Below are 25,234 nucleotides of genomic sequence, written 5' to 3'. Positions count from 1 at the left end.
TATGGCACGTTCATTAAAAAAAGGACCTTTCGTTCATTATAAATTAGACAAGAAAGTTCAAGAAAACGTAGAAAGTGGTAAAAATGCAGTTGTTAAGACTTGGTCTAGAGCTTCAATGATTACTCCAGATTTCGTTGGACAAACTATCGCAGTTCATAACGGCCGTCAATTTGTACCAGTTTACGTAACAGAAAACATGGTAGGTCACAAATTAGGAGAGTTTTCACCAACTAGATCTTTTAGAGGTCATGCTGGAGCAAAAAATAAAGGTAAAAAATAAGAAGCAATGGGAGTTCGTAAAAGAGAAACAGCAGATGCGAGAAAAGAGGCTAATAAGTCTATCGCTTTCGCAAAATTGAATAACTGCCCTACTTCACCTAGAAAAATGCGCTTAGTAGCGGACTTGGTAAGAGGTCAGAAGGTAGAAAGAGCACTTAACATTTTAAGATTCAGTTCTAAAGAAGCTTCAAGAAAATTAGAAAAACTATTATTATCTGCAATCAATAACTGGGAGCAAAAAAATAGTGAAGGTAATTTAGAAGAAGCTGGATTATTTGTTAAAGAGATCAGAGTAGATGGTGGAATGATGTTAAAAAGACTTCGTCCAGCTCCACAAGGTCGTGCACACAGAATCAGAAAACGTTCTAATCACGTAACAATCGTGCTTGGAGCTATCAATAACACACAAAGCAATTCTTAAGCAGCATGGGACAAAAGACAAATCCAATTGGAAATAGACTTGGTATCATCAGAGGATGGGACTCAAACTGGTATGGTGGAAATGATTACGGTGATAAATTAGCCGAAGATCACAAAATCAGAAAGTATATCCATGCTCGTTTATCAAAAGCTAGTGTATCAAAAGTAATCATCGAGAGAACTTTGAAACTTGTAACCGTTACTATCACTACTGCTAGACCTGGTATCATTATCGGAAAAGGTGGACAAGAGGTAGACAAGTTAAAAGAAGAACTTAAGAAAGTTACTGACAAAGAGGTTCAAATCAACATCTTTGAAATCAAAAGACCTGAGTTAGATGCTTATCTTGTGGCGACAAGCATCGCTCGTCAAATCGAAAGCCGTATTTCTTACAGACGTGCAATCAAAATGGCTATTGCTGCTTCTATGCGTATGAACGCTGAAGGTATCAAAGTTTTGATTTCTGGTCGTTTGAATGGAGCTGAGATGGCGCGTTCGGAAGGTTTCAAAGAAGGTAGAATTCCTCTATCAACTTTCAGAGCTGACATTGATTATGCTCTTGCTGAAGCTCATACTACTTACGGTAGAATGGGAATTAAAGTGTGGATCATGAAAGGTGAAGTTTACGGTAAGAGAGAACTTTCTCCACTTGCTGGAATGGATAAAAAACAATCTGGTACAGGTGGTGGAAAAGGTGGAGATGCTCCTAGAGGCAAATCTAACTTTAACAAAGGTGGAAAACCAGACGCTCGTAAAAGAAAGTAAATTTTTAAACTAAAGAAAAATGTTACAGCCTAAAAGAACAAAATACCGTAAGGTACAAAAAGGTAGAATGAAAGGTAACTCTCAAAGAGGGCATGAGCTTTCAAATGGAATGTTTGGTATTAAATCTGTACATGAAGATGGAATGTTCTTAACTTCTCGTCAAATCGAAGCTGCACGTATCGCTGCAACTCGTTACATGAAAAGAGAGGGACAATTATGGATTAAAATTTTCCCAGACAAACCTATTACTAAGAAACCTCTTGAAGTACGTATGGGTAAAGGTAAAGGAGCAGTTGAGTATTGGGCTGCTGTTGTTAAACCAGGAAGAATTATGTTTGAAGTTGGAGGAGTTCCTTTGTCAGTTGCAAAAGAGGCGTTACGTCTTGCAGCTCAAAAGCTTCCAGTAAAAACTAAGTTCGTCGTTGCTAGAGATTTCGAAGCATAATTTATATTTATTATGAAACAATCAGAAATAAAAGATCTTTCTGCAGCGGAGTTGCAAGAAAAGCTTAGTCAAACTAAGAAAGTATATGCTGACCTAAAAATGGCTCATGCTATCTCTCCAATTGCTAACCCACTTCAAATTAGAAGCGTTAGAAGAACAGTTGCAAGATTAGCTACAGAGTTAACTAAAAGAGAGTTACAATAATTGTATTCTGCTGAAAGATGGAAGAAAAAAGAAATTTAAGAAAAGAAAGAATAGGTGTTGTTACTTCAAATAAGATGGATAAATCTATCGTTATTTCTGAAGTAAGAAAAGTAAAACACCCATTATACGGTAAGTTCGTGTTGAAAACAAAAAAATATGTTGCACACGACGAAAAAAACGACTGTAACATTGGTGATACTGTAAGAATTAGCGAAACGCGTCCTTTAAGTAAAACAAAATGTTGGAGATTAGTTGAAATCTTAGAAAGAGCTAAATAATTATGGTACAACAAGAATCAAGACTAAAAGTAGCAGATAACACGGGAGCTAAAGAAGTTTTAACTATTCGTGTTTTAGGAGGTACTAAAAGAAGATATGCCTCTGTTGGTGACAAAATTGTAGTTTCTATCAAAGATGCAACTCCAAACGGAAACGTTAAGAAAGGAGCTGTTTCAACTGCAGTTGTTGTGCGTACTAAAAAAGAAGTGAGAAGAGCCGATGGTTCTTATATCCGTTTCGATGACAATGCATGTGTTCTTTTGAATGCTGCAGGGGAAATGAGAGGAACTCGTGTTTTTGGTCCGGTAGCAAGAGAACTTCGTGAAAAACAATTCATGAAAATTGTATCATTAGCACCAGAAGTGCTTTAATTCGTTTTAAGATGATAAAGCTAAAAATAAAATCAGGAGATATCGTAAGGGTTATTGCTGGAGACCATAAAGGTGCTGAAGGTAAAGTTTTACGTGTTTACCGTGAAAAAAACAAAGCGATAGTTGAAGGTGTGAACTTGGTTTCAAAACACACTAAACCAAGTGCTAAAAACCCTCAAGGTGGTATCGTTAAGAAAGAGGCTTCTATTCAAATTTCTAACATTGCTTTAATTGATCCTAAAACTAAGGAGACAACTAGAGTAGGTATTAGAGTAGAAGGAGATAAGAAAGTAAGATTTTCAAAAAAATCTAATCAAGTACTATAGTAATGGCATATACACCTAGACTAAAAGAAGAATATAAGAGTAGAGTAATCTCTGCTCTTAAAGAAGAGTTCGGATATACAAACGTAATGCAAGTTCCAAAACTTGAAAAAATCGTTTTGAGCCGTGGAGTTGGTGCAGCTGTATCTGATAAAAAACTTATTGACTATGCAGTTGATGAGTTAACAAAGATCACTGGACAAAAAGCAGTTTCTACAATCTCTAAGAAAGATGTTGCGTCTTTCAAATTGAGAAAAGGAATGCCTATTGGAGCAAAAGTTACTTTACGCGGAGAAAGAATGTATGAGTTTTTAGATAGACTTATTACTTCAGCTTTGCCACGTGTTAGAGATTTCAGCGGTATTAAAGCTACTGGTTTCGACGGAAGAGGTAACTACAATCTTGGAGTTTTAGAGCAAATCATTTTCCCAGAAATTGATATTGATAAAGTAAACAAAATTTCAGGAATGGATATTACTTTTGTTACTACTGCAAAAACTGATAAGGAAGCAAAGTCATTATTGGCTGAATTAGGATTACCTTTTAAAAAGAATTAAGACATGGCTAAAGAATCAATGAAAGCCCGCGAGGTGAAAAGAGAGAAAACGGTAGCTAAGTATGCTGAGAAGAGAAAAGCTTTATTAGAAGCTGGAGACTACGAAGGTTTACAAAGATTGCCTAAAAATGCTTCACCAGTTCGTTTACACAACCGTTGTAAATTAACAGGTAGACCTAGAGGTTATATCCGTCAATTCGGTATTTCACGTGTAACTTTCCGTGAAATGGCTAACAATGGGTTAATTCCAGGAGTTAAAAAGGCTTCTTGGTAATCTCGCAATAAGTTATTACTTTTGCAAACCAAAAAATAATTTTTAATTGATTAAAGGTTCGGGAAACGAGTGTTTCCCGAAAACCATAATCGCAATCAAATACATATGTATACAGATCCTATTGCAGATTATTTGACTAGAGTTCGTAACGCTGTGGCTGCAAACCACAAAGTTGTTGAAATTCCAGCTTCTAATCTAAAAAAAGAGATAACTAAGATCTTATTTGATCAAGGTTACATCTTAAGTTACAAATTTGAGCAGAACACAGTACAAGGTTCTATCAAAATTGCTTTGAAGTATGATAAAGATACTAAAGAGCCTGTAATCAAAGATATCCAAAGAATTAGTAAACCTGGTTTACGTAAGTACGCAGGTGCTGCCAAATTACCTAGAATCCTTAATGGATTAGGAATTGCTATTGTTTCTACATCAAAAGGTTTGATGACTGGAAAACAAGCTAAGCAATTAAATGTAGGTGGTGAGGTAATTTGTTACGTATACTAATTTTAAACACTAGATAAGATGTCAAGAATAGGTAAAAGCCCAATTGTAATCCCTGCTGGTGTAACTGTTGAAGTTAAAGACGGTATTATTACAGTAAAAGGAAAAAAAGGTCAACTAGTTCAGGAGTTTTCGGACGTAGCTGTAAAAGTTGAAGGCGATCAAGTTTTAGTTGAAAGATCGTCTGATCATAAAGACCATAGAGCAAAACACGGATTATTTAGATCTTTGATCAATAATATGATTGTTGGTGTTTCTGAAGGTTTCACAAAAGAACTAGAATTAGTTGGAGTTGGTTATAGAGCTTCAAACCAAGGTCAAAAATTAGATTTAGCTCTTGGATATTCTCACAATATTGTTTTAGAAATTGCTCCTGAAGTAAGTTTAGAAACAATATCTGAAAAAGGTAAGAACCCTATCGTAAAATTAACATCATTTGATAAACAACTTTTAGGTCAAGTTGCTGCGAAAATCAGAGGATTCCGTAAGCCAGAGCCATACAAAGGAAAAGGTGTTAAATTTGTGGGTGAAGTATTAAGAAGAAAAGCAGGTAAATCAGCTTAAAATATAAGATTATGTCATTAACAAAATCTGAAAGAAGACAGAGAATTAAATTCAGAATTAGAAAATCGGTTAGTGGTTCTGCTGCAAGACCAAGACTTTCTGTATTTAGAAGTAATAAAGAAATTTACGCTCAAATCATTGATGATGTAAATGGAGTTACTATCTTAGCTGCATCTTCTAGAGAAAAAGAAATAGGAAAAGGTACTAACGTTGAAGTAGCTGCTGCTGTTGGAAAACTAGTTGCGGAGAAAGCGTTAAAAGCCGGGATTGATACTATCACTTTCGATAGAGGTGGGTATTTGTATCACGGTCGTATTAAATCATTAGCAGAAGGCGCAAGAGCCGCTGGACTTAAATTCTAATATATTATGTCTAAATACAAAAATGTAGAATTGGTAAAACCTAGTGGTCTTGAATTAAAAGATCGTCTAGTTAGTGTTAATCGTGTTACTAAAGTTACAAAAGGAGGTAGAGCTTTTGGTTTTTCTGCTATTGTAGTTGTAGGTGATGAAAATGGAGTAGTTGGTCACGGATTAGGAAAATCTAAAGACGTTTCTGAAGCAATTGCGAAAGCAGTAGAAGATGCTAAGAAAAACCTAGTTAGAATTCCTTTGAATGGACAATCTGTTCCTCACGAACAAAAAGGTAAATTTGGTGGTGCACGTGTATTCTTAATTCCAGCCTCTCATGGTACTGGGGTTATTGCTGGTGGAGCTGTTCGTTCGGTTCTTGAGTCAGTAGGTATTCACGATGTATTGTCTAAATCTCAAGGATCGTCAAATCCGCATAACGTAGTAAAAGCAACTTTTGATGCTTTATTGCAAATGAGAAGCGCTCATACTGTTGCAAAACAAAGAGGCGTTTCTTTAGAGAAAGTTTTTAAAGGTTAATTAGGAAATTATGGCTAAATTATTAGTAAAACAAGTAAGAAGCAAAATCAACTGCCCTCTTTCTCAAAAGAGAGGTTTGGAAGCTTTAGGTCTACGTAAAATTGGACAAGTTGTGGAGCATGAGTCAAATCCTGCTATCCTTGGGATGATAAACAAAGTTAAACACTTAGTTTCTGTTGAAGAAGCTAAATAACAAATACTGTTATGAATTTAAGTAACTTACAACCTGCTGAGGGATCTACACACAATCAAAATAAAAGATTAGGTAGAGGAGAAGGTTCTGGAAAAGGTGGTACCGCTGCACGTGGACACAAAGGAGCAAAATCTCGTTCTGGTTATTCTAAAAAGATTGGTTTTGAAGGAGGGCAGATGCCACTTCAAAGACGTGTACCTAAGTTTGGTTTCAAAAACATCAATCGTAAAGAATACGAAGGTGTTAATTTAGATACTCTTCAATTATTAGTTGATAACGGTGCAATTACTGATTCTGTTTCTATGGCAGAATTCGTAGCAAATCGTCTAGCTACTAAAAATGAAATCGTTAAGATTTTAGGTAGAGGAGAATTGAAAGCAAAATTAAAAGTAACTGCCCACAAATTTACTGCTACTGCAAAAGCTGCTATTGAAGCTGCTGGTGGAGAAGCTGTAACTATATAACTTATCTATTAAGATGAAGAAATTTATTGAATCAATAAGTAATGTTTGGAAAATCGAAGAACTAAAGAATAGAATCTTAATTACATTAGGATTACTTTTAGTATATCGTTTTGGAGCACACGTTACGCTTCCTGGAATTGACGCAACGCAATTGACTGGTTTAGCGGGACAAACTAAAAATGGTCTAGGATCTATTCTAGACATGTTCACCGGGGGTGCTTTCTCTAAGGCTTCAGTATTTGCTTTAGGTATCATGCCTTATATTTCTGCGTCTATTGTTGTTCAGTTAATGGGAATTGCGATTCCATATTTACAAAAACTTCAAAATGATGGGGAAAGTGGTAGAAAAAAGATTAATCAAATCACTCGTTGGTTGACAATCGCTATCACATTGGTTCAAGGTCCAACTTATATCTATAATTTATACAGAACATTGCCTAGTAATGCATTTTTGCTAGGCTTTAATTCACCTGAATTTTTGTTCTCGTCAGTTATCATTTTAGTTACAGGTACAATTTTTGCTATGTGGCTTGGTGAGAAAATTACAGATAAAGGTATTGGAAATGGTATTTCATTGTTAATTATGGTTGGTATTTTAGCACGTTTACCGCAAGCTTTTATTCAAGAGTTTACAACACGTGTTACCAATAACAATGGAGGTCCAATGTTATTAGTTATTGAAATTATTGTGTGGCTATTAGTTATCATTTCTTGTGTATTGCTTACAATGGCAGTACGTAAAATTCCAGTACAATACGCTCGTCGTACAACAACTGGAGATTACGAGCAAGATTTGGCAGGAGGTAATAGACAATGGATTCCTCTAAAGCTTAATGCTTCAGGAGTAATGCCAATTATTTTTGCGCAAGCAATTATGTTTATCCCTGCAGCAGTGGCTGGATTGTCTAAATCAGATACATCACAATCTATTGTTGGTGCATTTAGTAATATGTTTGGTTTCTGGTATAATTTTGTTTTTGCAACTTTAATTATTGTATTTACATTCTTTTATACTGCAATCACCGTTCCTACTAACAAAATGGCTGATGATTTAAAAAGAAGCGGTGGTTTTATTCCAGGCGTACGTCCAGGAGCAGAAACTTCTGATTTCCTTGATAAAGTGATGTCTTTAATAACTTTCCCAGGATCTTTATTCCTTGCTTTGATTGCTGTGTTCCCAGCTATTGTTGTAAGTATTATGGATGTACAACAATCTTGGGCAATGTTTTTTGGAGGTACCTCATTAATAATTATGGTTGGTGTTGCAATAGATACTATTCAACAGATCAATTCATACTTGTTAAATAAACATTATGATGGTTTAATGAAGACTGGTAAAAATAGAAAAGCGGTAGCTTAATATATTTATGGCAAAACAATCAGCAATAGAACAAGACGGATCAATCATTGAAGCATTGTCAAATGCGATGTTCCGTGTAGAGTTAGAAAATGGACATATTGTAATTGCTCATATTTCTGGAAAAATGCGAATGCATTACATCAAGTTATTACCTGGTGATAAAGTGAAACTAGAAATGAGTCCTTATGATTTGTCAAAAGCAAGAATTACTTATCGATATTAAAGGATATTCACTATGAAAGTTAGAGCATCAGTAAAAAAGAGAAGTGCCGAGTGCATTATCGTGCGTAGAAAAGGGAGACTGTACGTAATAAACAAAAAGAATCCTAGATTTAAACAAAGACAAGGATAATTATGGCAAGAATAGCAGGGGTAGATATCCCAAAAAACAAAAGAGGTGTTATCGCACTTACCTATATTTTCGGATTAGGAAAAAGTAGAGCTATTGAGATTTTAGAAAAAGCTCAAGTTAGCCAAGATAAAAAAGTTCAAGATTGGAATGATGATGAGATCGGAGCGATTCGTGAAGCTGTTTCATTTTACAAAATTGAAGGAGAATTACGTTCTGAAATTTCTTTAAACATTAAACGTTTAATGGATATTGGATGTTACAGAGGTATTCGTCATAGATCTGGTCTTCCATTAAGAGGACAAAGAACTAAAAACAACTCAAGAACAAGAAAAGGTAAAAGAAAAACTGTTGCTAACAAGAAAAAAGCAACTAAATAATAAGTAATATGGCTAAAGCAACTGCAAAAAAACGTAAAGTTATCGTTGAATCAACGGGTGAGGCTCATATTTCTGCCACTTTTAATAACATTATTATTTCTTTGACTAATAAGAAAGGTGAAGTTATCTCTTGGTCTTCAGCTGGTAAAATGGGTTTCAGAGGTTCTAAAAAGAACACTCCTTATGCAGCTCAAATGGCAGCGGAAGATTGCGCTAAAGTAGCACTTGAGGCAGGACTTAAAAAAGTGAAAGTTTATGTAAAAGGACCAGGTAACGGACGTGAGTCTGCTATTCGTTCTATTCATAACGGTGGAATAGAAGTTACTGAAATTATTGATGTTACTCCAATGCCACACAACGGATGTCGTCCTCCAAAAAGACGTAGAGTTTAATTTTTTATTTTTATAGTATAACCAAGGTAGAACATAGATTATCGAAGGATTAGACCTGAATTCATAATTTCTACCTTAAATTTTTTTTAAAATGGCAAGATATACTGGTCCTAAAACCAAAATCGCTCGTAAATTTGGCGAGGCAATCTTCGGAGATGATAAATCTTTCGAAAAAAGAAATTACCCACCTGGACAACACGGGATGGCTAAAAAAAGAGGAAAAAAATCTGAGTACGCTGTTCAATTAATGGAAAAGCAAAAAGCTAAATATTCTTATGGAATTTTAGAAAAACAATTCAGAAATTTATTCGAAAAAGCATCAGCTACTAAAGGAGTTACTGGTGAAGTTTTATTACAATTATGCGAAGCAAGATTAGATAATGTTGTTTTTAGAATGGGAATTGCTCCATCTAGAAGAGGTGCGCGTCAAATCGTTTCTCACAGACACATTACTGTAAATGGAGAGGTTGTTAATATTCCTTCTTACCACCTTAAGCCTGGTGATAAAGTTGCAGTTCGTGAAAAATCTAAATCTTTAGAAGCTATCGAACGTTCTTTATCAAATTCAAGTCATGTTTATGAATGGATTACTTGGAACAATGATCTTAAAGAAGGAACTTTCGTTTCTGTTCCTGCAAGACTTCAAATTCCAGAAAACATTAAAGAACAATTAATCGTAGAGTTGTACAACAAATAATAATTGACTTAGTCGAAATTTATGGCAATATTTAATTTTCAAAAGCCCGATAAAGTTATCATGATCGATTCAACCGATTTTGAAGGTAAATTTGAGTTTAGACCTTTAGAACCTGGTTACGGATTGACAGTTGGTAATGCACTTAGAAGAGTTTTGCTTTCAGCGTTAGAAGGTTATGCAATTACATCTGTTCGTATCGAAGGTGTAGATCATGAGTTTTCTACTATTTCAGGTGTTGTAGAGGATGTTACCGAAATTATCCTTAATCTAAAACAAGTACGTTTCAAACGTCAGATTGAAGATATAGATAATGAATCAGTTACTATTTCTGTTTCTGGTAAAGATCAACTAACAGCAGGTGATTTTCAAAAATTTATCTCAGGTTTTCAAGTTTTGAATCCAGACCTTGTTATCTGTAATTTAGATTCTAAAATCAAATTGAACTTCGATTTAACAATCGAAAAAGGTAGAGGATACGTTCCTGCTGAAGAGAACAAAAAACAGAATGCTGCAATTGGAACAATTTTTACAGATTCTATTTTTACTCCGGTAAAAAATGTAAAATATGCAATCGAAAATTTCCGTGTAGAGCAAAAAACAGATTATGAAAAATTAGTTTTTGAAATTAAAACTGATGGATCTATTAATCCTAAAGATGCTCTTACTGAAGCTGCTAAAGTTTTAATTCACCATTTCATGTTGTTTTCTGACGAAAGAATTACACTTGAGGCTGACGAAATTGCACAAACAGAATCGTATGATGAAGAGTCATTGCATATGAGACAATTGCTTAAAACTAAGCTTGTTGATATGGATTTATCTGTGAGAGCATTAAATTGCTTGAAAGCGGCTGAAGTTGATACACTTGGTGATTTAGTATCGTTCAATAAAAATGACCTAATGAAATTCCGTAATTTCGGTAAAAAATCTTTAACTGAACTTGATGAACTTGTTGCAGTTAAAAATTTGACTTTCGGAATGGATTTAGCTAAATACAAATTAGATAAAGAATAATTTACTTCATATTTTGCTCTCCATAGTGGATTGTAGCAAGATGAAGATAAAAAAAACACGTCATGAGACACGGAAAAAAATTCAACCACTTAAGCAGACAGACTGGACATAGAAAAGCTATGTTGGCTAATATGGCTTGTTCTCTTATCGAGCACAAACGTATTAACACTACTGTTGCTAAAGCTAAAGCGCTTAAACAATTCGTTGAGCCTTTAATCACTAAATCAAAAGAAGATACGACTCACAATCGTCGTATTGTTTTTGCTTACTTACGTAACAAATACGCTGTAACTGATTTGTTCAGAGATGTGGCTGCTAAAGTAGGTGACCGTCCAGGAGGATACACTCGTATCATTAAAGTTGGAAATCGTTTGGGAGATAACGCTGATATGGCGATGATCGAACTTGTTGACTTCAATGAACTTTACAACGGAGGTAAAAAAGAAGTTAAAAAAGCTAAAAGCCGTCGTGGTGGTAAAGCTAAAAAAGCTGAAACTGCTGCTCCAGAAGCTCCTGCTGCTGAAACAGAAACGACTACTGAAGCTTCTGAATAATTATGAAAGTAATCATTCTATAGAAATCAAGGATAAACTAATTTTTAGTTTATCCTTTTTTTTTGATTTTTTTTAAACGGAAGAAATGTAACTTATTTAAAATGATAGGTTTTATTTTTACGAATGAAAGTTTTAAAAAATCTTGGAAGGGCTATTTTAAAGAAGTAAATTTGCAAAATATCTAATTACACTTAAAACCTTTATATTGGGTTTATATCTTGATTAAAAAAACAATTCAAATTAAATAATGAAATACACAACACGACAAAGCGCCATTTTATTACTTAGTGATGGAACAATCTTTCACGGAAAATCTATCGGAATTAGCGGTAAAACTTTCGGTGAAGTTTGTTTTAATACTGGAATGACAGGGTATCAGGAAATTTTTACTGATCCTTCTTATTTCGGTCAAATTATGGTTGCTACAAATACACATATCGGAAACTATGGTGTTAATGATTCTGAAGTTGAATCTGATAGTATTAAAATTGCCGGTTTAGTTTGTAAAAACTTTAGTTTTAATTATTCTAGAGAGAATGCTTCTGGAAGCTTGGAAGATTATTTTGCTAAACAAAATTTAATCTGTATTTCTGATGTTGATACTCGTGCACTTGTAAGTTACATTCGTGACAATGGAGCGATGAATGCAGTAATTTGCACAGATGGAACTCCAGTTGAAGATTTAAAGAAAGAATTGGCGAATGTTCCAAATATGGAAGGTTTAGAATTAGCTTCTAAGGTTTCTACTAAAGAACCATATTTCTTTGGAGATGAAAATGCTACTTACAAAATCTCAGCTTTAGATCTTGGAATTAAAAAGAACATTTTAAGAAACCTTGCTAAAAGAGATTGTTATATTAAAGTATATCCATTTGATTCAACCTACAAAGATATGTCTGAATTTAATCCAGATGGATATTTCTTGTCAAATGGGCCAGGGGATCCAGATCCATTGTTTGGAGCGATTCAAGTAGCAAAGGAGATATTAGCAGATAACAAGCCTTTGTTCGGAATCTGTTTAGGACATCAGGTAATCGGTTTGGCAAATGGTGTTGAAACTTATAAGATGTTTAATGGACACCGTGGAATTAATCACCCGGTTAAAAATATCATCACAGGTAAAGGCGAAATAACTTCTCAAAATCACGGATTTGCGGTTAAGAGAGAACAATTAGAGAATCATCCAGAGCTTGAAATAACCCATGTTCACTTAAATGATGGAACTGTTGCGGGAATGAGAATGAAGAATAAAAATTGTTTTTCAGTTCAATATCACCCGGAGGCTAGTCCAGGGCCACACGATTCGTCATATTTGTTTGACCAATTCGTAGAGAATATTAAAAGCAGTAAGGTCTAAAACGATGTAGTTAATAAATAAAGGTGTTTAATGTCTAAAATGCGTTTATAGTATTAAATATTTTTATAATTTCGAAAAAAAAATATAATTTATTAATAAAAAACAAAAATAATGAGTATTATAATTAAAGTTCACGCAAGACAAATTCTTGATTCTAGAGGTAACCCAACTATTGAAGTTGATGTAGTAACTGAAAATGGAGTTTTAGGTAGAGCTGCTGTTCCATCTGGAGCATCTACAGGAGAGCACGAAGCTGTTGAATTACGTGATGGAGGTAAAGCTTACCTAGGTAAAGGTGTTTTGAATGCAGTGAATAATGTAAATACTATTATTGCTGAAGAATTAGTTGGGACTTCTGTTTTCGAACAAAACACAATTGACCAATTAATGATCGATTTAGATGGTACTCCAAATAAATCTAAATTAGGAGCTAATGCTATTTTAGGTGTTTCTTTGGCTGCTGCTAAAGCTGCTGCTAATGAACTTGGTTTGCCATTATACAGATACGTAGGTGGTGTTTCTGCTAATACGTTGCCAGTTCCAATGATGAACATCATCAATGGGGGTTCTCACTCTGATGCGCCGATCGCATTCCAAGAGTTTATGATTTTCCCAGTAAAAGCGACTTCTTTTACACATGCAATGCAAATGGGAACTGAAATTTTCCACAACTTGAAAAAAGTATTACATGATAGAGGTTTAAGTACTGCTGTTGGTGATGAAGGAGGTTTTGCTCCAAATTTAGCCGGTGGAACTGAGGATGCTTTAGATACTATTAAATTGGCGGTTGAAAAAGCTGGATATTCTTTCGGAGACGAAATTATGATTGCTCTTGACTGTGCTGCTTCTGAGTTTTATGTAAACGGAAAATACGATTACACTAAATTTGAAGGAGAAACTGGAAAAATCAGAACTTCTGAAGAACAAGCTCAATACTTAGCTGAACTTGCTGCTAAATATCCAATTATCTCTATCGAAGACGGTATGTACGAAGATGATTGGGATGGATGGAAAGCTTTAACTGAAAAAATTGGAGATAAAGTTCAATTAGTTGGAGACGATTTATTTGTTACTAACGTTGCTCGTTTATCAACTGGTATCGAAAAAGGAATTGCTAACTCAATCTTAGTAAAAGTAAACCAAATTGGTACTTTAACTGAAACTATTGCTGCTGTAAACATGGCGAAAAATGCTGGTTATACATCTGTAATGTCTCACCGTTCTGGAGAAACTGAAGATAATACAATTGCAGACTTAGCTGTTGCTTTAAACTGTGGTCAAATTAAAACAGGTTCTGCTTCTCGTTCAGATCGTATGGCTAAATACAACCAATTATTGAGAATTGAAGAAGAACTAGGAAGTACAGCTTATTTCCCTGGTTTGAATGCTTTTAAAATCAAATAATTTTTGAAATTATATATTGGAAAAAACCATTCGCTTTAGCGAATGGTTTTTTTTTGGACTTTTAACAAATTCATAGCAGTATTCTTTTTTAAATTAGTCTTAAATTCATTAGATTTGATAAATTATTATTTAAAGAATTATTTCCAGTATATTATGTCAAAAATAGCTACATTAGAAATAGATGGTAAAAAGGTTGAACTTCCGGTAATCACAGGAAGTGAAAACGAATCAGCTATCGATATCAACAAATTACGTGATTTAACAGGTTATATTACCCTTGATCCAGGTTATAAAAATTCAGGATCTTGTACAAGTGAAATCACTTTCCTAGACGGAGAAGAAGGAATTTTACGTTACAGAGGATATTCTATTGAAGACCTTGCTGAAAAAGCCAGTTTCTTAGAAGTATCATATCTTTTGATTTTTGGTGAATTACCTACAGCTAAACAATTAGAAGATTTTGAAAATGGTATTAAAAAACATTCTTTGGTAAACGAAGAAATGAAAAATATCATTGACGGTTTCCCTAAAACGGCTCATCCAATGGGAGTGTTATCTGCTTTAACAAGCGCTTTAACGGCTTTTAATCCTAAAGCGGTTAATGTTGATAACGAAAAAGAAATGTACGAAGCTATTTGTAAAACAATGGCCAAATTTTTAGTGATTGCTACATGGACTTATAGAAAATCTATGGGTTATCCTTTAAATTACTACGATAATACAAAGGGTTATGTAGAAAGCTTTATGCAATTAATGTTTAAATTGCCTACAGGGCCTTACGCTGCAAATCCTGTAATTGTAAATGCCTTAGATAAATTATTCATTCTTCATGCAGATCACGAGCAAAACTGTTCTACTTCAACTGTAAGAATGGTAGGTTCTTCTCATGCTGGTTTATTTGCTTCAGTTTCTGCAGGAGTTTCTGCTTTATGGGGACCACTTCATGGTGGAGCTAACCAAGCAGTACTTGAAATGCTTGAAGAAATCAATAAAGACGGTGGTGATACAGATAAATTCTTAGCGAAAGCGAAAGATAAAAATGATCCATTCCGTTTAATGGGATTCGGACACAGAGTTTACAAAAACTTTGATCCAAGAGCTAAAATCATTAAAAAAGCTGCAACAGAAGTATTAGAGACTTTAGGTGTTGAAGATCCGATTTTAGATATTGCAAGAAAATTAGAAAAAGCAGCTCTAGAAGATGAGTACTTTAAATCAAGAAACTTATATCCAAACGTTGATTTCTATTCTGGAATTATTTACAGAGCTTTAGGAATTCCGACAGATATGTTTACTGTTATGTTTGCAATTGGAAGACTGCCAGGTTGGATTGCACAGTGGAAAGAAATGCGTGAAAACAAAGAACCAATTGGAAGACCACGACAAATTTATACAGGACATCCTTTACGAGAGTTTAAGTCTAATAAATAAAAAACGAAAGCTTCACTTAACTGTGAAGCTTTTTTTATATTTGCTCAAAATACAAAAGAGTTATGTTGCAATTAAATGTAAAGAACGAAACGTCTCGACTTCGTGCTGTAGTTCTGGGTTCTGCTGTTCATAATGGACCGACTCCAACTATAGAAGAGGCTTATGATCCTAAATCATTGGAACATATTAAAGCAGGAACTTACCCTGTAGAAAAAGATATGGTTGCTGAAATGGAAGCTTTTAATTCTGTTTTTCAGAAATATGATGTAACTGTTTATCGTCCAGAGATGATTGAAAATTACAATCAGATTTTTGCTAGGGATATTGGGTTTGTAATTGATGATATCTTTGTAAAATCGAATATTCTTCCAGATAGAGAACGTGAATTAGATGCTATTCAATATGTAATTGATCAGATTGATCCATTAAAAGTAGTTCGTCCTCCAGAAGAAGTTCATATCGAAGGAGGAGATGTGATGCTTTGGAATGATCATATTTTTATCGGAACTTATAAAGGAAGCGATTACAAAGATTATATTACTGCAAGAACAAATATGCATGGTGTAAACTATATTAAATCATTGTTTCCGAATAAAATTGTAAAAGAATTTGATTTAGTAAAATCTAAATTGGAAGCAAGAGATAATGCTTTACATTTGGATTGTTGTTTTCAGCCTGTTGGAAAAGATAAAGGAATTATCTATAAAAGAGGTTTCCGCGAAGAGGCAGATTATCTTTATTTGGTAAAACTTTTTGGGAAAGAAAATCTATTTCATATCGAAAGAAACGAAATGTATAATATGTTTTCGAATGTGTTTTCAATTGATGAAAATGTGGTAGTTTCTGAAAAGAATTTCACGAGATTAAATAACTGGCTTCGTGAAAATGGTTTTATTGTTGAAGAAATTCCATATGCTGAAATTTCAAAACAAGAAGGTTTGTTGAGATGTTCAACTTTGCCATTAATTAGAGACTAAAAATAGTTTTTGTTTGAAGTTTCAGGTTTTAAGTCTTTTTCAAGGCGTGAAACCTGAAACCTAGAATTTGGGACAAAAAAAAGATATATAAAAAATGAAACAAACTACTAATGCTATCGTGATGATTCGCCCAGTTGCATTCAGAATGAATGAACAAACGGCCGTAAATAATTATTATCAAAAAGTATTAGACGGACTTTTACCAAGTACCGTTAATGCAAAAGCACAACAAGAATTTGATGCTTTTGTAGAAAAACTTAGAGCGGTTGGAGTAGATGTAACGGTTGTTGACGACAATTTAGAGACTGATACTCCAGATAGTATTTTTCCAAACAATTGGGTTTCATTTCATGAAAATGGAGACGTTGCACTTTATCCGATGTTTGCTGAAAATCGCCGTCAAGAACGTCGTGAAGATATTTTGGATACTTTGGAAGAAAAAGGATTCGAAATTGCAAATATAATGGATTATACTTCTGCAGAAGAAGATGGCATTTTCTTAGAAGGAACAGGAAGTTTGTTATTAGATAGAGCAAACGGAAAAGCGTATTGTGCATTATCGCCAAGAGCAGATGAAGAATTGTTTATAGAATTCTGTGAAGATTTTGATTATGCTCCTGTAATTTTCGAAGCTTTTCAAACTGTTGATGGTGAGCGTAAATTAATTTACCATACTAATGTGATGATGTGTTTAGGTGAAACTTTTGCAGTTATTTGCGCAGATTCTATTGATGATAAAAAAGAACGTAAAATGGTTCTGGATAATCTTAAACAAGATCAGAAAGAAGTAATTCTAATAACAGAAGATCAAGTGAATAACTTTGCAGGAAATATGCTCGAAGTTAGAGGTAAAGATGATAAGAGATATATTGTAATGAGTGCGTCGGCACATCAAAGCTTAACTCCGAAACAAATTTCGCAATTAGAAAATCACGCTGAAATTTTAAGTTCGAGTTTAGATACAATTGAAGCTTGTGGCGGAGGAAGTGCAAGATGTATGATGGCAGAAATTTTCTTGCCAAGAGCTTAAATAAAATGAATAGATGAAAAGAAAAAGGGATGAAATTTAAATAATTTCATCCCTTTTTCTTTTGGACCGTAGTGATATTAGTTAAAAATTTCCTTTAATAATATTGATTATAGCGCTTACTATATATTGAATTCCGATTGAAATAACTATAAAACCAACAATTCTTGAAATTGCAACAATACCCGAGGCTCCCAATATTCTAGCTAAATAATGTGCGCTTTTTAGAATAGCAAAAATAGCTACTGCAATTGCAAAAATTGCTAACGAAGAAATTATGATTTCGTTTAATTCGTGGTGCTCTTGGTAAAAAGCAATTAAAAGAGACATTGATCCAGGGCCCGCAAGCATAGGTATTGCGAGAGGTGTAAGTGCAATATCATTTCTGTGCTGTGCTTCGTTCTCAATTTTTTTATTGATTCCTCGTTTCTTGTTGAATTTCCCAGATAATAAAGAGAATCCAGAATTTACAATTACGATTCCTCCAGCAATTCTTAAAGCATCGATGCTAATGCCGAAAAAAGTTAGAACATATTGGCCAATAAAATAAGAAACCATTAGTATGATAAAAACATTGATGGCCGTCCAAAGTGAGATTCGGGATCTTTCTTTTTGAGAGTCATGTTGAGTTAGTCCAACAAAAATTGGTACAGTTCCGATTGGATTAAGTACCGAGAATAAAGCGGCAAATAAGTAAATAAATAATTCCATGTTGTATTGGTTCGTGAAGTAAATGTAGTTATTTTTTGATGCTTTTGTGTGAAATTATGTTATAATAATATTTTTATTGGTATCAATTCTGGGTTATAAGGCATAAAGTTAAATCGTTCTTTTTGATTACTTTTGCAATCTAAATTAAAACTATGAAAAGTAAAAAAACATTAGTTATAGGAGCGTCGACAAATCCAGAGCGTTATTCTTATAAAGCGGTAAATATGTTGGTAGGAAAAGGACATTCTGTACTAGCAATTGGTCAAAAAGCTGGCGAAGTTGCTGGAGTAAAAATTCAAACTAAAGCAATACCAGTTAAAAATATTGATACTATTACTCTATATTTAAATCCTGTTCGTCAGAGAGATTATTATAATTACATTATTGAATCGCATCCTAAAAGAGTAATCTTTAATCCTGGGACAGAAAACCCTGAATTGTATCAATTATTAGAGCTTAATGATATTCAAGTTGAAGTCGCTTGTACATTAGTTTTATTGACTACAAATCAATACTAAATTATTGTTTGTTGCTTTTCTTTTAGTCTCGAAAAGAAAGGGGTTTCGTAATAAAACAACTATAGCATAAAGCTTTGAATTTAATGGCTGTAATGTAGGCTAAACCATTAAAAGTATTACTTTTGTCGTCATGGAATTTTCATCAAAATTAATTGAAAAAGCAGTAAGCGAAATGTCGCAATTACCTGGTATAGGTAAACGTACAGCACTTCGGCTAGTTCTTCATTTGCTAAAACAACCGAAAGAACAGACTGCTTTTTTATCTCAAGCATTGATGAATATGCGTGAGGATATTAAGTTTTGTGAAAGTTGCCATAATATTTCTGATACTAAGATTTGCGAGATTTGCGCTAATCCAGTTAGAAATCATGAAACAATATGTATTGTAGAAGATATTCGAGATGTTATGGCAATTGAAAATACGGGCCAGTTCAAAGGGATATATCATGTGCTTGGTGGGAAAATTTCTCCTATTGAAGGAGTTGGTCCTAACCAGTTGAATATTTCTAGTTTGGTAACAAAAGCGAAATCTGGAAATGTGTCAGAGATTATTTTTGCATTAAGTTCAACAATGGAAGGAGATACAACAAACTTTTATATATATAAACAGATTGCAGACACTAAGATTATAATTTCGACAATCGCGAGAGGGATATCAGTAGGAGATGAATTAGAGTATGCAGATGAAATAACACTAGGACGAAGTATCTTGCATAGAGTACCTTTTGAAAAAACATTTAAAAATAATTAACTTAACCCCAAATAAAAGTTAGGTTTTTCCGAACATTAAAGGAAAAGCCATATTTGCGATAAAATTGAACGAATGACAAAAAAAAGTTTTTTTCTATTCTTATTAATTTCAGCATTATTTACCTCATGTATTCCAATTAAAGATTTGGTTTACCTTCAAGATAAAAATAATTCAGGAGAACAAACAGCAATTGCAGCGGTAGAATCAAAACCCTATAGATTGCAAGTAAACGATATTTTAAAAATCAATATAAAAGCTATTGATTCAAAATTGGTTTCTATTTTTAATACAACAGAAGGTGAAAGTAGTCAGGCAGGAAAAACTGAATCCAGTTTATACTTTGATGGATTTACAATTGATGATCATGGTAATATTAGGATGCCAATTTTGGGAGAAATAAATGTAATTGGCTATACTCTTGACGAGGTTCGTGTGAAAATTGAAAATAAATTACTTGAAGAATATTTTAAGAGCGAAGCCAATATTTTTGTTACAGTTAAGTTAGCTGGTTTTAGATATACTATTAATGGAGAGGTTGGAATGACAGGAACAAAAACACTATTTAAGGATAATGTAACCATTTTGGATGCTGTCGCAAATGCAGGAGATATTACTACGGTTGGTAATAGAAAAGAAGTAACCATAATTCGTCAGACACCAACGGGTGTACAAATGCATGATATTGATCTTACTGATGTGAATGTAATGAAGTCGCCTTATTATTATTTACAGCCAAATGATTACATCTATGTAAAACCCTTAAGACAAAAAACTTGGGGAACAGGCCAAACAGGGATACAATCTATAGGAACAATAATTACATTATTATCTTTGGCAACAACAGTTTACCTAATTATAAAGTAAAAATAGATTTTTAAAATGTTAGACATTAAAGACTTCGCCATTTTTGAAAATCATTCTCATTTTGATTTTAAAGGGTTTCTGTTGAAAATTGTGGGATACTGGAAATGGTTCCTTATAAGTTTGATTATTACATTTACAATTGCTTATCAGATTAACGTTCGTAAAGAAAAAATTTACGGAATGCAGACAATGATTTCTATTAAAGAAGAAAGTAATCCTTTTTTTACCTCAAATACAAGTTTGGTTTTCAATTGGGGAGGGGTTTCTGATCAAGTAAATGGTATTTCTACAATTCTTCAATCAAGGTCTCATAATGAGTTGGTAGTTGATAAGCTTCAATTTTATATTGATTATTTAGAACAAGGAAAATATAATTTAATAGATTCTTATGGAGCTGTGCCATTTTATGTTGATATTGACAAAACAAAAGGACAGCTTGTAAATACATTAATTAGCGTAAAATTTTTAAGTGAAAATGAGTATGAAATTAGGATTCCATTTGAGGTAAATTCTGTTTCATTAATTACTTACAGCGATAATTCTTATAATAATACGGCAGTACAGCCTATAATGTTTATTAAAAAATATAAAGTAGGAGAACGTGTTAATCTTCCATTTTTAAATTGGAAAATTCAAATAACAGATAATCCAGGTTTTTATAAAGGAAAAGAATACTTTATTAGATTTAATGATTTTGATGGAACAGTCTCTCGTTACAGAGGTGTTAATGTAGATTCAGGAAAAAATAATGGATCATTATTAACTTTGTCTATGCAGGGTACTAATAAGGCAAGAATGGTTGATTATTTAAACGCTACTGTTAGAATGCTTATTAAGATACAACTTGATGGAAAAAATCAATTTGCTACAAATACTATCAGATTTATTGATAGTACACTAGTAGCAATGGAATCACAACTTAAGCAAACGGGGAACGAATTAAAATCTTTCCAAAAAGATAAAAAGATCTATGAAATAGAAGATGGAGGTTCTAGAGTTTCTGATAAAATAATGAATTTTGATGTTGAAAAAGATCAAGTTACAAGAAAAATAGCTTATTATAATTCATTAAGATCGTATTTAAATAGTAGTGATGATTATTCTAGATTACCAGCCCCTTCTGTTGCAGGAATTGAAGATCCGAATGTTGTTGCAAATGTGTCAAAACTTATCGCGCTTTCTACGCAAAGATCTGAAATGGCTTATGCAGTAAAAAGTGAAAAAATATTTAAAGATTTTGACAATCAAATGGCCGCAGTAAAAAATGTTCTTCAAGAGAATATTGTTACCGCAAAAGCAGCTTTAATATATGATTTATCACTATTAAACGCGAAAATTGGTCAAGCCGAAAGTACTGTTAAAAAACTTCCAGCCGAACAGCAAGAATTATTGAAGATTAAAAGAAAATATGATTTAAATGACAATATCTATACTGAATTTCTTCAAAAAAGAAACGAAGCAGAAATTGTAAGGGCATCTAATTTATCTGATATTCATTTTATTGATCCTGCAAAAGATATTGGAGGAGGTTTGATTGGGCCTAAAACCTCAATGAATTATATACTGGCATTGTTTATTGGGATTTTAATTCCCTTGCTTTTTATTCTTGTTATATTTTTTATTAATAATTCGATTCAGAATACTGAGGATATAACTAAATTGACTCAAATTCCTTTATTAGGAGTAATTGGTCTTAATGTGAATTCGAGCAGTTTGGCGGTTTTTGAGAAACCAAAATCAGCTCTTTCTGAATCGTTTAGGGCAATACGTTCTTCACTTCAGTTTTTATATAAAAAACAGCAGCTTACTGGATCAAAAACTTTAATGATTACTTCTTCAATTAGTGGGGAAGGAAAAACTTTCTGTTCTATAAATATAGCGACTGTTTTTGCTTTAAGTGAAAAGAAGACCGTAATTGTTGGTCTAGATTTAAGAAAGCCAAGGTTGGCAGATGAATTTCAATTAAAAACGCCTTTAGGAGTTGTCAACTATCTAATAAAACAAAATAGTTTAGAAGAAATTACCAATTCTACAGCTATTCCAAACTTAGATGTAATCCTCTCGGGGCCAATACCTCCAAATCCTTCAGAGTTAATTTTAAGCGATGGTATGAGGGAATTGATTGACGAATTGAAGCAGAAATATGATTATATAATTTTGGATACTCCACCTGTTGGTTTGGTTGCAGATTCATTAGAATTGGTTCAATTTGCAGATGTGACATTGTATATTGTGAGACAGAATTATACTAAGAAAGATATGATAACGTTGTTGAATACAAGACTTAAACGCGGAGAGTTAAGTAACGTGAGTATTGTGTTGAATGGTTATGAAAATAAAGCAAAATATGGTTCGGGTTATGGATATGGTTACGGTTATGGAGCATATTCGAATGGTTATCATGAGGAAGATATCAAAGAAGGATTTTGGAAAGCGTTTGTAAATCGAATTAGAAAAAGTTAAATTTTGACAAATGAAAAATGAGATAAAAAGTACGATCCTGATTACAGGAGGAGCTGGATTTATTGGCTCAAATTTGACTGAGTATTTTTTAGACTTAGGTTATAAGATTGTTTGTCTAGACAATTTTTCTACAGGTCATCGTCATAATTTAAAAGATTTTTTAGATAATCCTGATTTTAAATTAATTGAGGCTGATATTAGAAGTTTAGCAGATTGTAATTTGGCGGTTCAAGGAGTAGATTACGTTTTACATCAGGCAGCTTTAGGTTCTGTGCCTCGATCGATCAAAGATCCGATTACTACAAATGATGTAAATGTTTCTGGGTTTTTAAATATGCTTACTGCCGCACGCGATGCTAAAGTAAAACGATTTGTCTATGCAGCAAGTTCATCGACTTACGGAGATTCTCAAGGATTGCCAAAAGTAGAAGATGTTATAGGAAAACCATTGTCTCCTTACGCAATTACAAAATATGTAAACGAATTGTACGCAGAGATTTTTAGTAAAGCATATGGGTTAGAAACAATCGGACTTCGTTATTTTAATGTTTTTGGAAGAAAACAAGATCCTAACGGAGCATATGCTGCTGTAATTCCAAAGTTTGTAAAACAATTTATGAATCATGAAAGTCCCGTAATTAATGGTGATGGAAATTATTCACGCGATTTTACTTATATCGATAATGTTATCCAAATGAATGAGTTGGCTATGACTTGTCAAAATGCAGAGGCTGTTAATACTGTTTATAATACAGCATTTGGAGATAGAAATACATTAAATGACTTAGTTGGCTATTTAAAAAAGTTTTTATCAGACTTTGATCCAAAAATAAAGGATGTGCCAGTTATTTACGGCGAAAATAGAGCAGGAGATATCCCTCATTCTTTGGCAAGCATCGAAAAAGCAAAAAGAAATCTGGGTTATAATCCAAAATATTCTTTGCAAGACGGATTAAAAGAAGCTGTTGAATGGTATTGGCATAATTTAAAATAAACTTAAGATCAAGATAAAATAGATCAAATGAAAATTACAAAAATTTGCTGCATTGGTGCAGGATATGTTGGTGGACCTACAATGGCGGTTATTGCTCAAAAATGTCCACATATTCAGGTTACAGTTGTTGATTTAAATGAACAAAGGATAGCAGATTGGAACGATCCGAACCCTGAAAATATTCCAATATATGAACCTGGTCTTTCTGAAATTGTATCTGAAGCAAGAGGTAGAAATCTATTTTTCTCTACTGATGTTGATAAAGCTATAGACGAGGCTCAAATGATATTTATTTCAGTAAATACTCCAACTAAGACTTATGGAAAAGGAAAAGGGATGGCTGCTGATTTAAAGTATATTGAATTGTGTGCAAGGCAAATTGCAAGAGTTGCCAAACAAAATAAAATTGTAGTTGAAAAATCGACTTTGCCTGTTAGAACGGCTGAAGCAATTAAAAGTATATTGGATAATACAGGGAATGGTGTTCAATTTCAAATTTTATCTAATCCAGAATTTTTGGCAGAAGGAACTGCGGTCGCAGATTTGTTAAATCCGGATCGAATTTTAATTGGTGGAGACACAAATCAAGAAGGAGAAGAAGCAATTAATTCATTAGTTGATGTCTATGCGAATTGGGTAAGTAAAGATAGAATTTTGACAACAAATGTTTGGTCTTCAGAATTATCTAAACTTACAGCAAATGCATTTTTAGCGCAACGAATTTCTTCAATCAATGCAATGTCAGAGCTTTGTGAGAAAACAGGTGCAGACGTAAATGAAGTTGCGAAAGCAATTGGTATGGATAGCAGAATAGGACCAAAATTCTTAAAAGCTTCTGTAGGATTTGGAGGTTCTTGTTTTCAAAAAGACATTCTAAATTTAGTTTATATCGCAAAATCATATGGATTAAATGAAGTTGCAGATTATTGGGAACAAGTAATTATTATGAACGATCATCAAAAAAGAAGATTTTCAAATAAAATTGTTCAGACATTATATAATACAGTAGCTGATAAGAAAATTGCATTTTTGGGTTGGGCCTTCAAAAAAGATACAAACGATACAAGAGAATCTGCAGCAATTTATGTAGCTGACGATTTAATAAACGAGCAGGCAAAAATTTCAGTTTATGATCCTAAAGTTTCTAAAAACAAGATGTTAAGTGATTTAGATTATTTAGAAACAAGAACAGGTGAAGAAAATAGAAGTGCGTTAAATGTGTTTGATAATGCCTATGAAGCATGTAAAGATGCACATGCAATTGCAATTTTAACTGAATGGGATGAATTTACGATGTACGATTGGAAGAAGATTTATGATTCGATGCATAAACCAGCTTTTATATTCGATGGAAGAAATATTTTAAATGCAAAACAATTAGAATCAATTGGATTCGTTTATAATGGTATAGGATCATAAATTGGTTTTGTGATTATTGATAAAATGAAGTAGTAAAAAACTGCG

The 25,234-nt window shown here is 33.3% G+C and carries 36 protein-coding genes; 35 read left to right on the top strand and 1 reads right to left on the bottom strand.

The window, feature by feature from the left end; translation table 11 throughout:
- The first annotated feature begins 1 nt into the window (after window position 1).
- The 29 genes from rpsS (at window position 2) to ctlX (ending at window position 17,472) form a co-directional block, all read left to right on the top strand.
- Window positions 2–280, top strand: coding sequence for a 30S ribosomal protein S19 (rpsS, locus tag AC1Q5Z_RS22035; protein WP_008464288.1), 279 nt, complete (start codon window positions 2–4; stop codon window positions 278–280).
- 6 nt (window positions 281–286) lie between these two features.
- Window positions 287–700 carry a 50S ribosomal protein L22 gene (gene rplV, locus AC1Q5Z_RS22030; RefSeq protein ID WP_007803631.1) on the top strand — a complete coding sequence of 138 codons (414 nt, stop codon included), beginning with the start codon at window positions 287–289 and terminating at the stop codon, window positions 698–700.
- Between the two features lie 5 nt (window positions 701–705).
- Window positions 706–1,464 (top strand): 30S ribosomal protein S3, encoded by a 759-nt coding sequence (rpsC, locus tag AC1Q5Z_RS22025; protein WP_008464292.1) that lies wholly within the window; start codon window positions 706–708, stop codon window positions 1,462–1,464.
- 19 nt (window positions 1,465–1,483) lie between these two features.
- Window positions 1,484–1,909, top strand: coding sequence for a 50S ribosomal protein L16 (gene rplP, locus AC1Q5Z_RS22020; RefSeq protein WP_008464295.1), 426 nt, complete (start codon window positions 1,484–1,486; stop codon window positions 1,907–1,909).
- Window positions 1,910–1,921: 12 nt separating this feature from the next.
- Window positions 1,922–2,113, top strand: a complete 192-nt coding sequence (gene rpmC / locus AC1Q5Z_RS22015; protein WP_008464297.1) for a 50S ribosomal protein L29 — start codon at window positions 1,922–1,924, stop codon at window positions 2,111–2,113.
- Window positions 2,114–2,130: 17 nt separating this feature from the next.
- Window positions 2,131–2,391 (top strand): 30S ribosomal protein S17, encoded by a 261-nt coding sequence (rpsQ, locus tag AC1Q5Z_RS22010; protein WP_008464298.1) that lies wholly within the window; start codon window positions 2,131–2,133, stop codon window positions 2,389–2,391.
- Between the two features lie 2 nt (window positions 2,392–2,393).
- Window positions 2,394–2,762, top strand: coding sequence for a 50S ribosomal protein L14 (rplN, locus tag AC1Q5Z_RS22005; protein WP_007803649.1), 369 nt, complete (start codon window positions 2,394–2,396; stop codon window positions 2,760–2,762).
- Window positions 2,763–2,773: 11 nt separating this feature from the next.
- Window positions 2,774–3,088 (top strand): 50S ribosomal protein L24, encoded by a 315-nt coding sequence (gene rplX, locus AC1Q5Z_RS22000; protein ID WP_008464300.1) that lies wholly within the window; start codon window positions 2,774–2,776, stop codon window positions 3,086–3,088.
- A gap of 2 nt (window positions 3,089–3,090) precedes the next feature.
- Window positions 3,091–3,642 carry a 50S ribosomal protein L5 gene (rplE, locus tag AC1Q5Z_RS21995; protein ID WP_017495015.1) on the top strand — a complete coding sequence of 184 codons (552 nt, stop codon included), beginning with the start codon at window positions 3,091–3,093 and terminating at the stop codon, window positions 3,640–3,642.
- Window positions 3,643–3,645: 3 nt separating this feature from the next.
- Window positions 3,646–3,915 (top strand): 30S ribosomal protein S14, encoded by a 270-nt coding sequence (gene rpsN, locus AC1Q5Z_RS21990; protein ID WP_008464305.1) that lies wholly within the window; start codon window positions 3,646–3,648, stop codon window positions 3,913–3,915.
- Between the two features lie 105 nt (window positions 3,916–4,020).
- Window positions 4,021–4,419 (top strand): 30S ribosomal protein S8, encoded by a 399-nt coding sequence (gene rpsH, locus AC1Q5Z_RS21985; RefSeq protein ID WP_008464306.1) that lies wholly within the window; start codon window positions 4,021–4,023, stop codon window positions 4,417–4,419.
- An 18-nt stretch (window positions 4,420–4,437) separates the two neighbouring features.
- Window positions 4,438–4,980, top strand: coding sequence for a 50S ribosomal protein L6 (gene rplF, locus AC1Q5Z_RS21980; protein WP_198857780.1), 543 nt, complete (start codon window positions 4,438–4,440; stop codon window positions 4,978–4,980).
- Between the two features lie 11 nt (window positions 4,981–4,991).
- Window positions 4,992–5,342 (top strand): 50S ribosomal protein L18, encoded by a 351-nt coding sequence (gene rplR, locus AC1Q5Z_RS21975; RefSeq protein ID WP_035650451.1) that lies wholly within the window; start codon window positions 4,992–4,994, stop codon window positions 5,340–5,342.
- A 3-nt stretch (window positions 5,343–5,345) separates the two neighbouring features.
- On the top strand, window positions 5,346–5,870 hold the full coding sequence (gene rpsE / locus AC1Q5Z_RS21970; RefSeq protein WP_085949269.1) for a 30S ribosomal protein S5: 525 nt from the start codon (window positions 5,346–5,348) through the stop codon (window positions 5,868–5,870).
- A gap of 10 nt (window positions 5,871–5,880) precedes the next feature.
- Complete coding sequence (gene rpmD, locus AC1Q5Z_RS21965; RefSeq protein ID WP_008464315.1) at window positions 5,881–6,063, top strand: 50S ribosomal protein L30; 183 nt, start codon at window positions 5,881–5,883, stop codon at window positions 6,061–6,063.
- Window positions 6,064–6,074: 11 nt separating this feature from the next.
- The gene (rplO, locus tag AC1Q5Z_RS21960) at window positions 6,075–6,527 is read left to right on the top strand and encodes a 50S ribosomal protein L15 (protein WP_179002200.1); all 453 of its coding nucleotides are present in this window, start codon (window positions 6,075–6,077) and stop codon (window positions 6,525–6,527) included.
- Between the two features lie 13 nt (window positions 6,528–6,540).
- Entirely contained in the window at window positions 6,541–7,887 is a 1,347-nt protein-coding gene (gene secY / locus AC1Q5Z_RS21955; RefSeq protein ID WP_008464318.1) for a preprotein translocase subunit SecY, read from the top strand.
- A 7-nt stretch (window positions 7,888–7,894) separates the two neighbouring features.
- Complete coding sequence (gene infA / locus AC1Q5Z_RS21950; RefSeq protein WP_007136545.1) at window positions 7,895–8,110, top strand: translation initiation factor IF-1; 216 nt, start codon at window positions 7,895–7,897, stop codon at window positions 8,108–8,110.
- 12 nt (window positions 8,111–8,122) lie between these two features.
- On the top strand, window positions 8,123–8,239 hold the full coding sequence (ykgO, locus tag AC1Q5Z_RS21945) for a type B 50S ribosomal protein L36 (RefSeq protein WP_002987490.1): 117 nt from the start codon (window positions 8,123–8,125) through the stop codon (window positions 8,237–8,239).
- Window positions 8,240–8,241: 2 nt separating this feature from the next.
- Window positions 8,242–8,616, top strand: a complete 375-nt coding sequence (gene rpsM / locus AC1Q5Z_RS21940) for a 30S ribosomal protein S13 (protein ID WP_008464322.1) — start codon at window positions 8,242–8,244, stop codon at window positions 8,614–8,616.
- 8 nt (window positions 8,617–8,624) lie between these two features.
- A complete protein-coding gene (gene rpsK, locus AC1Q5Z_RS21935; protein WP_026727866.1) occupies window positions 8,625–9,008 on the top strand; it encodes a 30S ribosomal protein S11 in 384 nt (127 codons plus the stop codon).
- A 91-nt stretch (window positions 9,009–9,099) separates the two neighbouring features.
- Window positions 9,100–9,705 carry a 30S ribosomal protein S4 gene (rpsD, locus tag AC1Q5Z_RS21930; protein ID WP_008464326.1) on the top strand — a complete coding sequence of 202 codons (606 nt, stop codon included), beginning with the start codon at window positions 9,100–9,102 and terminating at the stop codon, window positions 9,703–9,705.
- A 21-nt stretch (window positions 9,706–9,726) separates the two neighbouring features.
- Window positions 9,727–10,719 carry a DNA-directed RNA polymerase subunit alpha gene (locus AC1Q5Z_RS21925; RefSeq protein WP_008464329.1) on the top strand — a complete coding sequence of 331 codons (993 nt, stop codon included), beginning with the start codon at window positions 9,727–9,729 and terminating at the stop codon, window positions 10,717–10,719.
- A 62-nt stretch (window positions 10,720–10,781) separates the two neighbouring features.
- A complete protein-coding gene (rplQ, locus tag AC1Q5Z_RS21920) occupies window positions 10,782–11,273 on the top strand; it encodes a 50S ribosomal protein L17 (protein WP_198857779.1) in 492 nt (163 codons plus the stop codon).
- 247 nt (window positions 11,274–11,520) lie between these two features.
- Complete coding sequence (gene carA / locus AC1Q5Z_RS21915; RefSeq protein ID WP_492446816.1) at window positions 11,521–12,630, top strand: glutamine-hydrolyzing carbamoyl-phosphate synthase small subunit; 1,110 nt, start codon at window positions 11,521–11,523, stop codon at window positions 12,628–12,630.
- A 111-nt stretch (window positions 12,631–12,741) separates the two neighbouring features.
- Window positions 12,742–14,034 carry a phosphopyruvate hydratase gene (gene eno / locus AC1Q5Z_RS21910; protein ID WP_132989113.1) on the top strand — a complete coding sequence of 431 codons (1,293 nt, stop codon included), beginning with the start codon at window positions 12,742–12,744 and terminating at the stop codon, window positions 14,032–14,034.
- Between the two features lie 153 nt (window positions 14,035–14,187).
- Complete coding sequence (locus AC1Q5Z_RS21905; protein WP_111379752.1) at window positions 14,188–15,465, top strand: citrate synthase; 1,278 nt, start codon at window positions 14,188–14,190, stop codon at window positions 15,463–15,465.
- A 62-nt stretch (window positions 15,466–15,527) separates the two neighbouring features.
- A complete protein-coding gene (locus AC1Q5Z_RS21900; RefSeq protein ID WP_488755301.1) occupies window positions 15,528–16,442 on the top strand; it encodes a dimethylarginine dimethylaminohydrolase family protein in 915 nt (304 codons plus the stop codon).
- Between the two features lie 94 nt (window positions 16,443–16,536).
- Window positions 16,537–17,472 (top strand): citrulline utilization hydrolase CtlX, encoded by a 936-nt coding sequence (gene ctlX, locus AC1Q5Z_RS21895; protein WP_492446813.1) that lies wholly within the window; start codon window positions 16,537–16,539, stop codon window positions 17,470–17,472.
- Between the two features lie 81 nt (window positions 17,473–17,553).
- Here the strand turns inward: ctlX and AC1Q5Z_RS21890 are convergent, their stop codons facing one another.
- Window positions 17,554–18,180: a MarC family NAAT transporter gene (locus AC1Q5Z_RS21890; RefSeq protein ID WP_343588638.1), complete on the bottom strand. Its 627-nt coding sequence runs from the start codon at window positions 18,178–18,180 to the stop codon at window positions 17,554–17,556.
- 152 nt (window positions 18,181–18,332) lie between these two features.
- Here AC1Q5Z_RS21890 and AC1Q5Z_RS21885 point away from each other — a divergent pair, with 152 nt between their 5' ends.
- The 6 genes from AC1Q5Z_RS21885 (at window position 18,333) to AC1Q5Z_RS21860 (ending at window position 25,189) form a co-directional block, all read left to right on the top strand.
- Window positions 18,333–18,698 (top strand): CoA-binding protein, encoded by a 366-nt coding sequence (locus AC1Q5Z_RS21885; protein ID WP_198857773.1) that lies wholly within the window; start codon window positions 18,333–18,335, stop codon window positions 18,696–18,698.
- A 130-nt stretch (window positions 18,699–18,828) separates the two neighbouring features.
- Window positions 18,829–19,449, top strand: coding sequence for a recombination mediator RecR (gene recR, locus AC1Q5Z_RS21880; protein WP_492446811.1), 621 nt, complete (start codon window positions 18,829–18,831; stop codon window positions 19,447–19,449).
- Between the two features lie 72 nt (window positions 19,450–19,521).
- Window positions 19,522–20,313, top strand: a complete 792-nt coding sequence (locus tag AC1Q5Z_RS21875; protein ID WP_492446809.1) for a polysaccharide biosynthesis/export family protein — start codon at window positions 19,522–19,524, stop codon at window positions 20,311–20,313.
- Window positions 20,314–20,328: 15 nt separating this feature from the next.
- A complete protein-coding gene (locus AC1Q5Z_RS21870) occupies window positions 20,329–22,776 on the top strand; it encodes a polysaccharide biosynthesis tyrosine autokinase (RefSeq protein ID WP_343588635.1) in 2,448 nt (815 codons plus the stop codon).
- A gap of 10 nt (window positions 22,777–22,786) precedes the next feature.
- The gene (locus tag AC1Q5Z_RS21865) at window positions 22,787–23,770 is read left to right on the top strand and encodes an SDR family oxidoreductase (RefSeq protein WP_343588634.1); all 984 of its coding nucleotides are present in this window, start codon (window positions 22,787–22,789) and stop codon (window positions 23,768–23,770) included.
- 27 nt (window positions 23,771–23,797) lie between these two features.
- The gene (locus AC1Q5Z_RS21860) at window positions 23,798–25,189 is read left to right on the top strand and encodes a UDP-glucose 6-dehydrogenase (protein ID WP_198857768.1); all 1,392 of its coding nucleotides are present in this window, start codon (window positions 23,798–23,800) and stop codon (window positions 25,187–25,189) included.
- Window positions 25,190–25,234 lie beyond the last annotated feature (45 nt).

The organism is Flavobacterium sp. GW823-FHT06G12, from assembly GCF_058794775.1.
Note: the sequence above shows the minus strand (reverse complement) of the source record. Positions and strands in the feature narration are given on the sequence as shown.

What these genes read in the sequence shown, in the direction of transcription:
- rpsS (WP_008464288.1), top strand. Translation starts at nt 2, where the DNA reads ATGGCACGTTCATTAAAAAAAGGACCTTTCGTTCATTATAAATTAGAC.
- rplV (WP_007803631.1), top strand. Translation starts at nt 287, where the DNA reads ATGGGAGTTCGTAAAAGAGAAACAGCAGATGCGAGAAAAGAGGCTAAT.
- rpsC (WP_008464292.1), top strand. Translation starts at nt 706, where the DNA reads ATGGGACAAAAGACAAATCCAATTGGAAATAGACTTGGTATCATCAGA.
- rplP (WP_008464295.1), top strand. Translation starts at nt 1,484, where the DNA reads ATGTTACAGCCTAAAAGAACAAAATACCGTAAGGTACAAAAAGGTAGA.
- rpmC (WP_008464297.1), top strand. Translation starts at nt 1,922, where the DNA reads ATGAAACAATCAGAAATAAAAGATCTTTCTGCAGCGGAGTTGCAAGAA.
- rpsQ (WP_008464298.1), top strand. Translation starts at nt 2,131, where the DNA reads ATGGAAGAAAAAAGAAATTTAAGAAAAGAAAGAATAGGTGTTGTTACT.
- rplN (WP_007803649.1), top strand. Translation starts at nt 2,394, where the DNA reads ATGGTACAACAAGAATCAAGACTAAAAGTAGCAGATAACACGGGAGCT.
- rplX (WP_008464300.1), top strand. Translation starts at nt 2,774, where the DNA reads ATGATAAAGCTAAAAATAAAATCAGGAGATATCGTAAGGGTTATTGCT.
- rplE (WP_017495015.1), top strand. Translation starts at nt 3,091, where the DNA reads ATGGCATATACACCTAGACTAAAAGAAGAATATAAGAGTAGAGTAATC.
- rpsN (WP_008464305.1), top strand. Translation starts at nt 3,646, where the DNA reads ATGGCTAAAGAATCAATGAAAGCCCGCGAGGTGAAAAGAGAGAAAACG.
- rpsH (WP_008464306.1), top strand. Translation starts at nt 4,021, where the DNA reads ATGTATACAGATCCTATTGCAGATTATTTGACTAGAGTTCGTAACGCT.
- rplF (WP_198857780.1), top strand. Translation starts at nt 4,438, where the DNA reads ATGTCAAGAATAGGTAAAAGCCCAATTGTAATCCCTGCTGGTGTAACT.
- rplR (WP_035650451.1), top strand. Translation starts at nt 4,992, where the DNA reads ATGTCATTAACAAAATCTGAAAGAAGACAGAGAATTAAATTCAGAATT.
- rpmD (WP_008464315.1), top strand. Translation starts at nt 5,881, where the DNA reads ATGGCTAAATTATTAGTAAAACAAGTAAGAAGCAAAATCAACTGCCCT.
- rplO (WP_179002200.1), top strand. Translation starts at nt 6,075, where the DNA reads ATGAATTTAAGTAACTTACAACCTGCTGAGGGATCTACACACAATCAA.
- secY (WP_008464318.1), top strand. Translation starts at nt 6,541, where the DNA reads ATGAAGAAATTTATTGAATCAATAAGTAATGTTTGGAAAATCGAAGAA.
- infA (WP_007136545.1), top strand. Translation starts at nt 7,895, where the DNA reads ATGGCAAAACAATCAGCAATAGAACAAGACGGATCAATCATTGAAGCA.
- ykgO (WP_002987490.1), top strand. Translation starts at nt 8,123, where the DNA reads ATGAAAGTTAGAGCATCAGTAAAAAAGAGAAGTGCCGAGTGCATTATC.
- rpsM (WP_008464322.1), top strand. Translation starts at nt 8,242, where the DNA reads ATGGCAAGAATAGCAGGGGTAGATATCCCAAAAAACAAAAGAGGTGTT.
- rpsK (WP_026727866.1), top strand. Translation starts at nt 8,625, where the DNA reads ATGGCTAAAGCAACTGCAAAAAAACGTAAAGTTATCGTTGAATCAACG.
- rpsD (WP_008464326.1), top strand. Translation starts at nt 9,100, where the DNA reads ATGGCAAGATATACTGGTCCTAAAACCAAAATCGCTCGTAAATTTGGC.
- AC1Q5Z_RS21925 (WP_008464329.1), top strand. Translation starts at nt 9,727, where the DNA reads ATGGCAATATTTAATTTTCAAAAGCCCGATAAAGTTATCATGATCGAT.
- rplQ (WP_198857779.1), top strand. Translation starts at nt 10,782, where the DNA reads ATGAGACACGGAAAAAAATTCAACCACTTAAGCAGACAGACTGGACAT.
- carA (WP_492446816.1), top strand. Translation starts at nt 11,521, where the DNA reads ATGAAATACACAACACGACAAAGCGCCATTTTATTACTTAGTGATGGA.
- eno (WP_132989113.1), top strand. Translation starts at nt 12,742, where the DNA reads ATGAGTATTATAATTAAAGTTCACGCAAGACAAATTCTTGATTCTAGA.
- AC1Q5Z_RS21905 (WP_111379752.1), top strand. Translation starts at nt 14,188, where the DNA reads ATGTCAAAAATAGCTACATTAGAAATAGATGGTAAAAAGGTTGAACTT.
- AC1Q5Z_RS21900 (WP_488755301.1), top strand. Translation starts at nt 15,528, where the DNA reads ATGTTGCAATTAAATGTAAAGAACGAAACGTCTCGACTTCGTGCTGTA.
- ctlX (WP_492446813.1), top strand. Translation starts at nt 16,537, where the DNA reads ATGAAACAAACTACTAATGCTATCGTGATGATTCGCCCAGTTGCATTC.
- AC1Q5Z_RS21890 (WP_343588638.1), bottom strand. Translation starts at nt 18,180, where the DNA reads ATGGAATTATTTATTTACTTATTTGCCGCTTTATTCTCGGTACTTAAT.
- AC1Q5Z_RS21885 (WP_198857773.1), top strand. Translation starts at nt 18,333, where the DNA reads ATGAAAAGTAAAAAAACATTAGTTATAGGAGCGTCGACAAATCCAGAG.
- recR (WP_492446811.1), top strand. Translation starts at nt 18,829, where the DNA reads ATGGAATTTTCATCAAAATTAATTGAAAAAGCAGTAAGCGAAATGTCG.
- AC1Q5Z_RS21875 (WP_492446809.1), top strand. Translation starts at nt 19,522, where the DNA reads ATGACAAAAAAAAGTTTTTTTCTATTCTTATTAATTTCAGCATTATTT.
- AC1Q5Z_RS21870 (WP_343588635.1), top strand. Translation starts at nt 20,329, where the DNA reads ATGTTAGACATTAAAGACTTCGCCATTTTTGAAAATCATTCTCATTTT.
- AC1Q5Z_RS21865 (WP_343588634.1), top strand. Translation starts at nt 22,787, where the DNA reads ATGAAAAATGAGATAAAAAGTACGATCCTGATTACAGGAGGAGCTGGA.
- AC1Q5Z_RS21860 (WP_198857768.1), top strand. Translation starts at nt 23,798, where the DNA reads ATGAAAATTACAAAAATTTGCTGCATTGGTGCAGGATATGTTGGTGGA.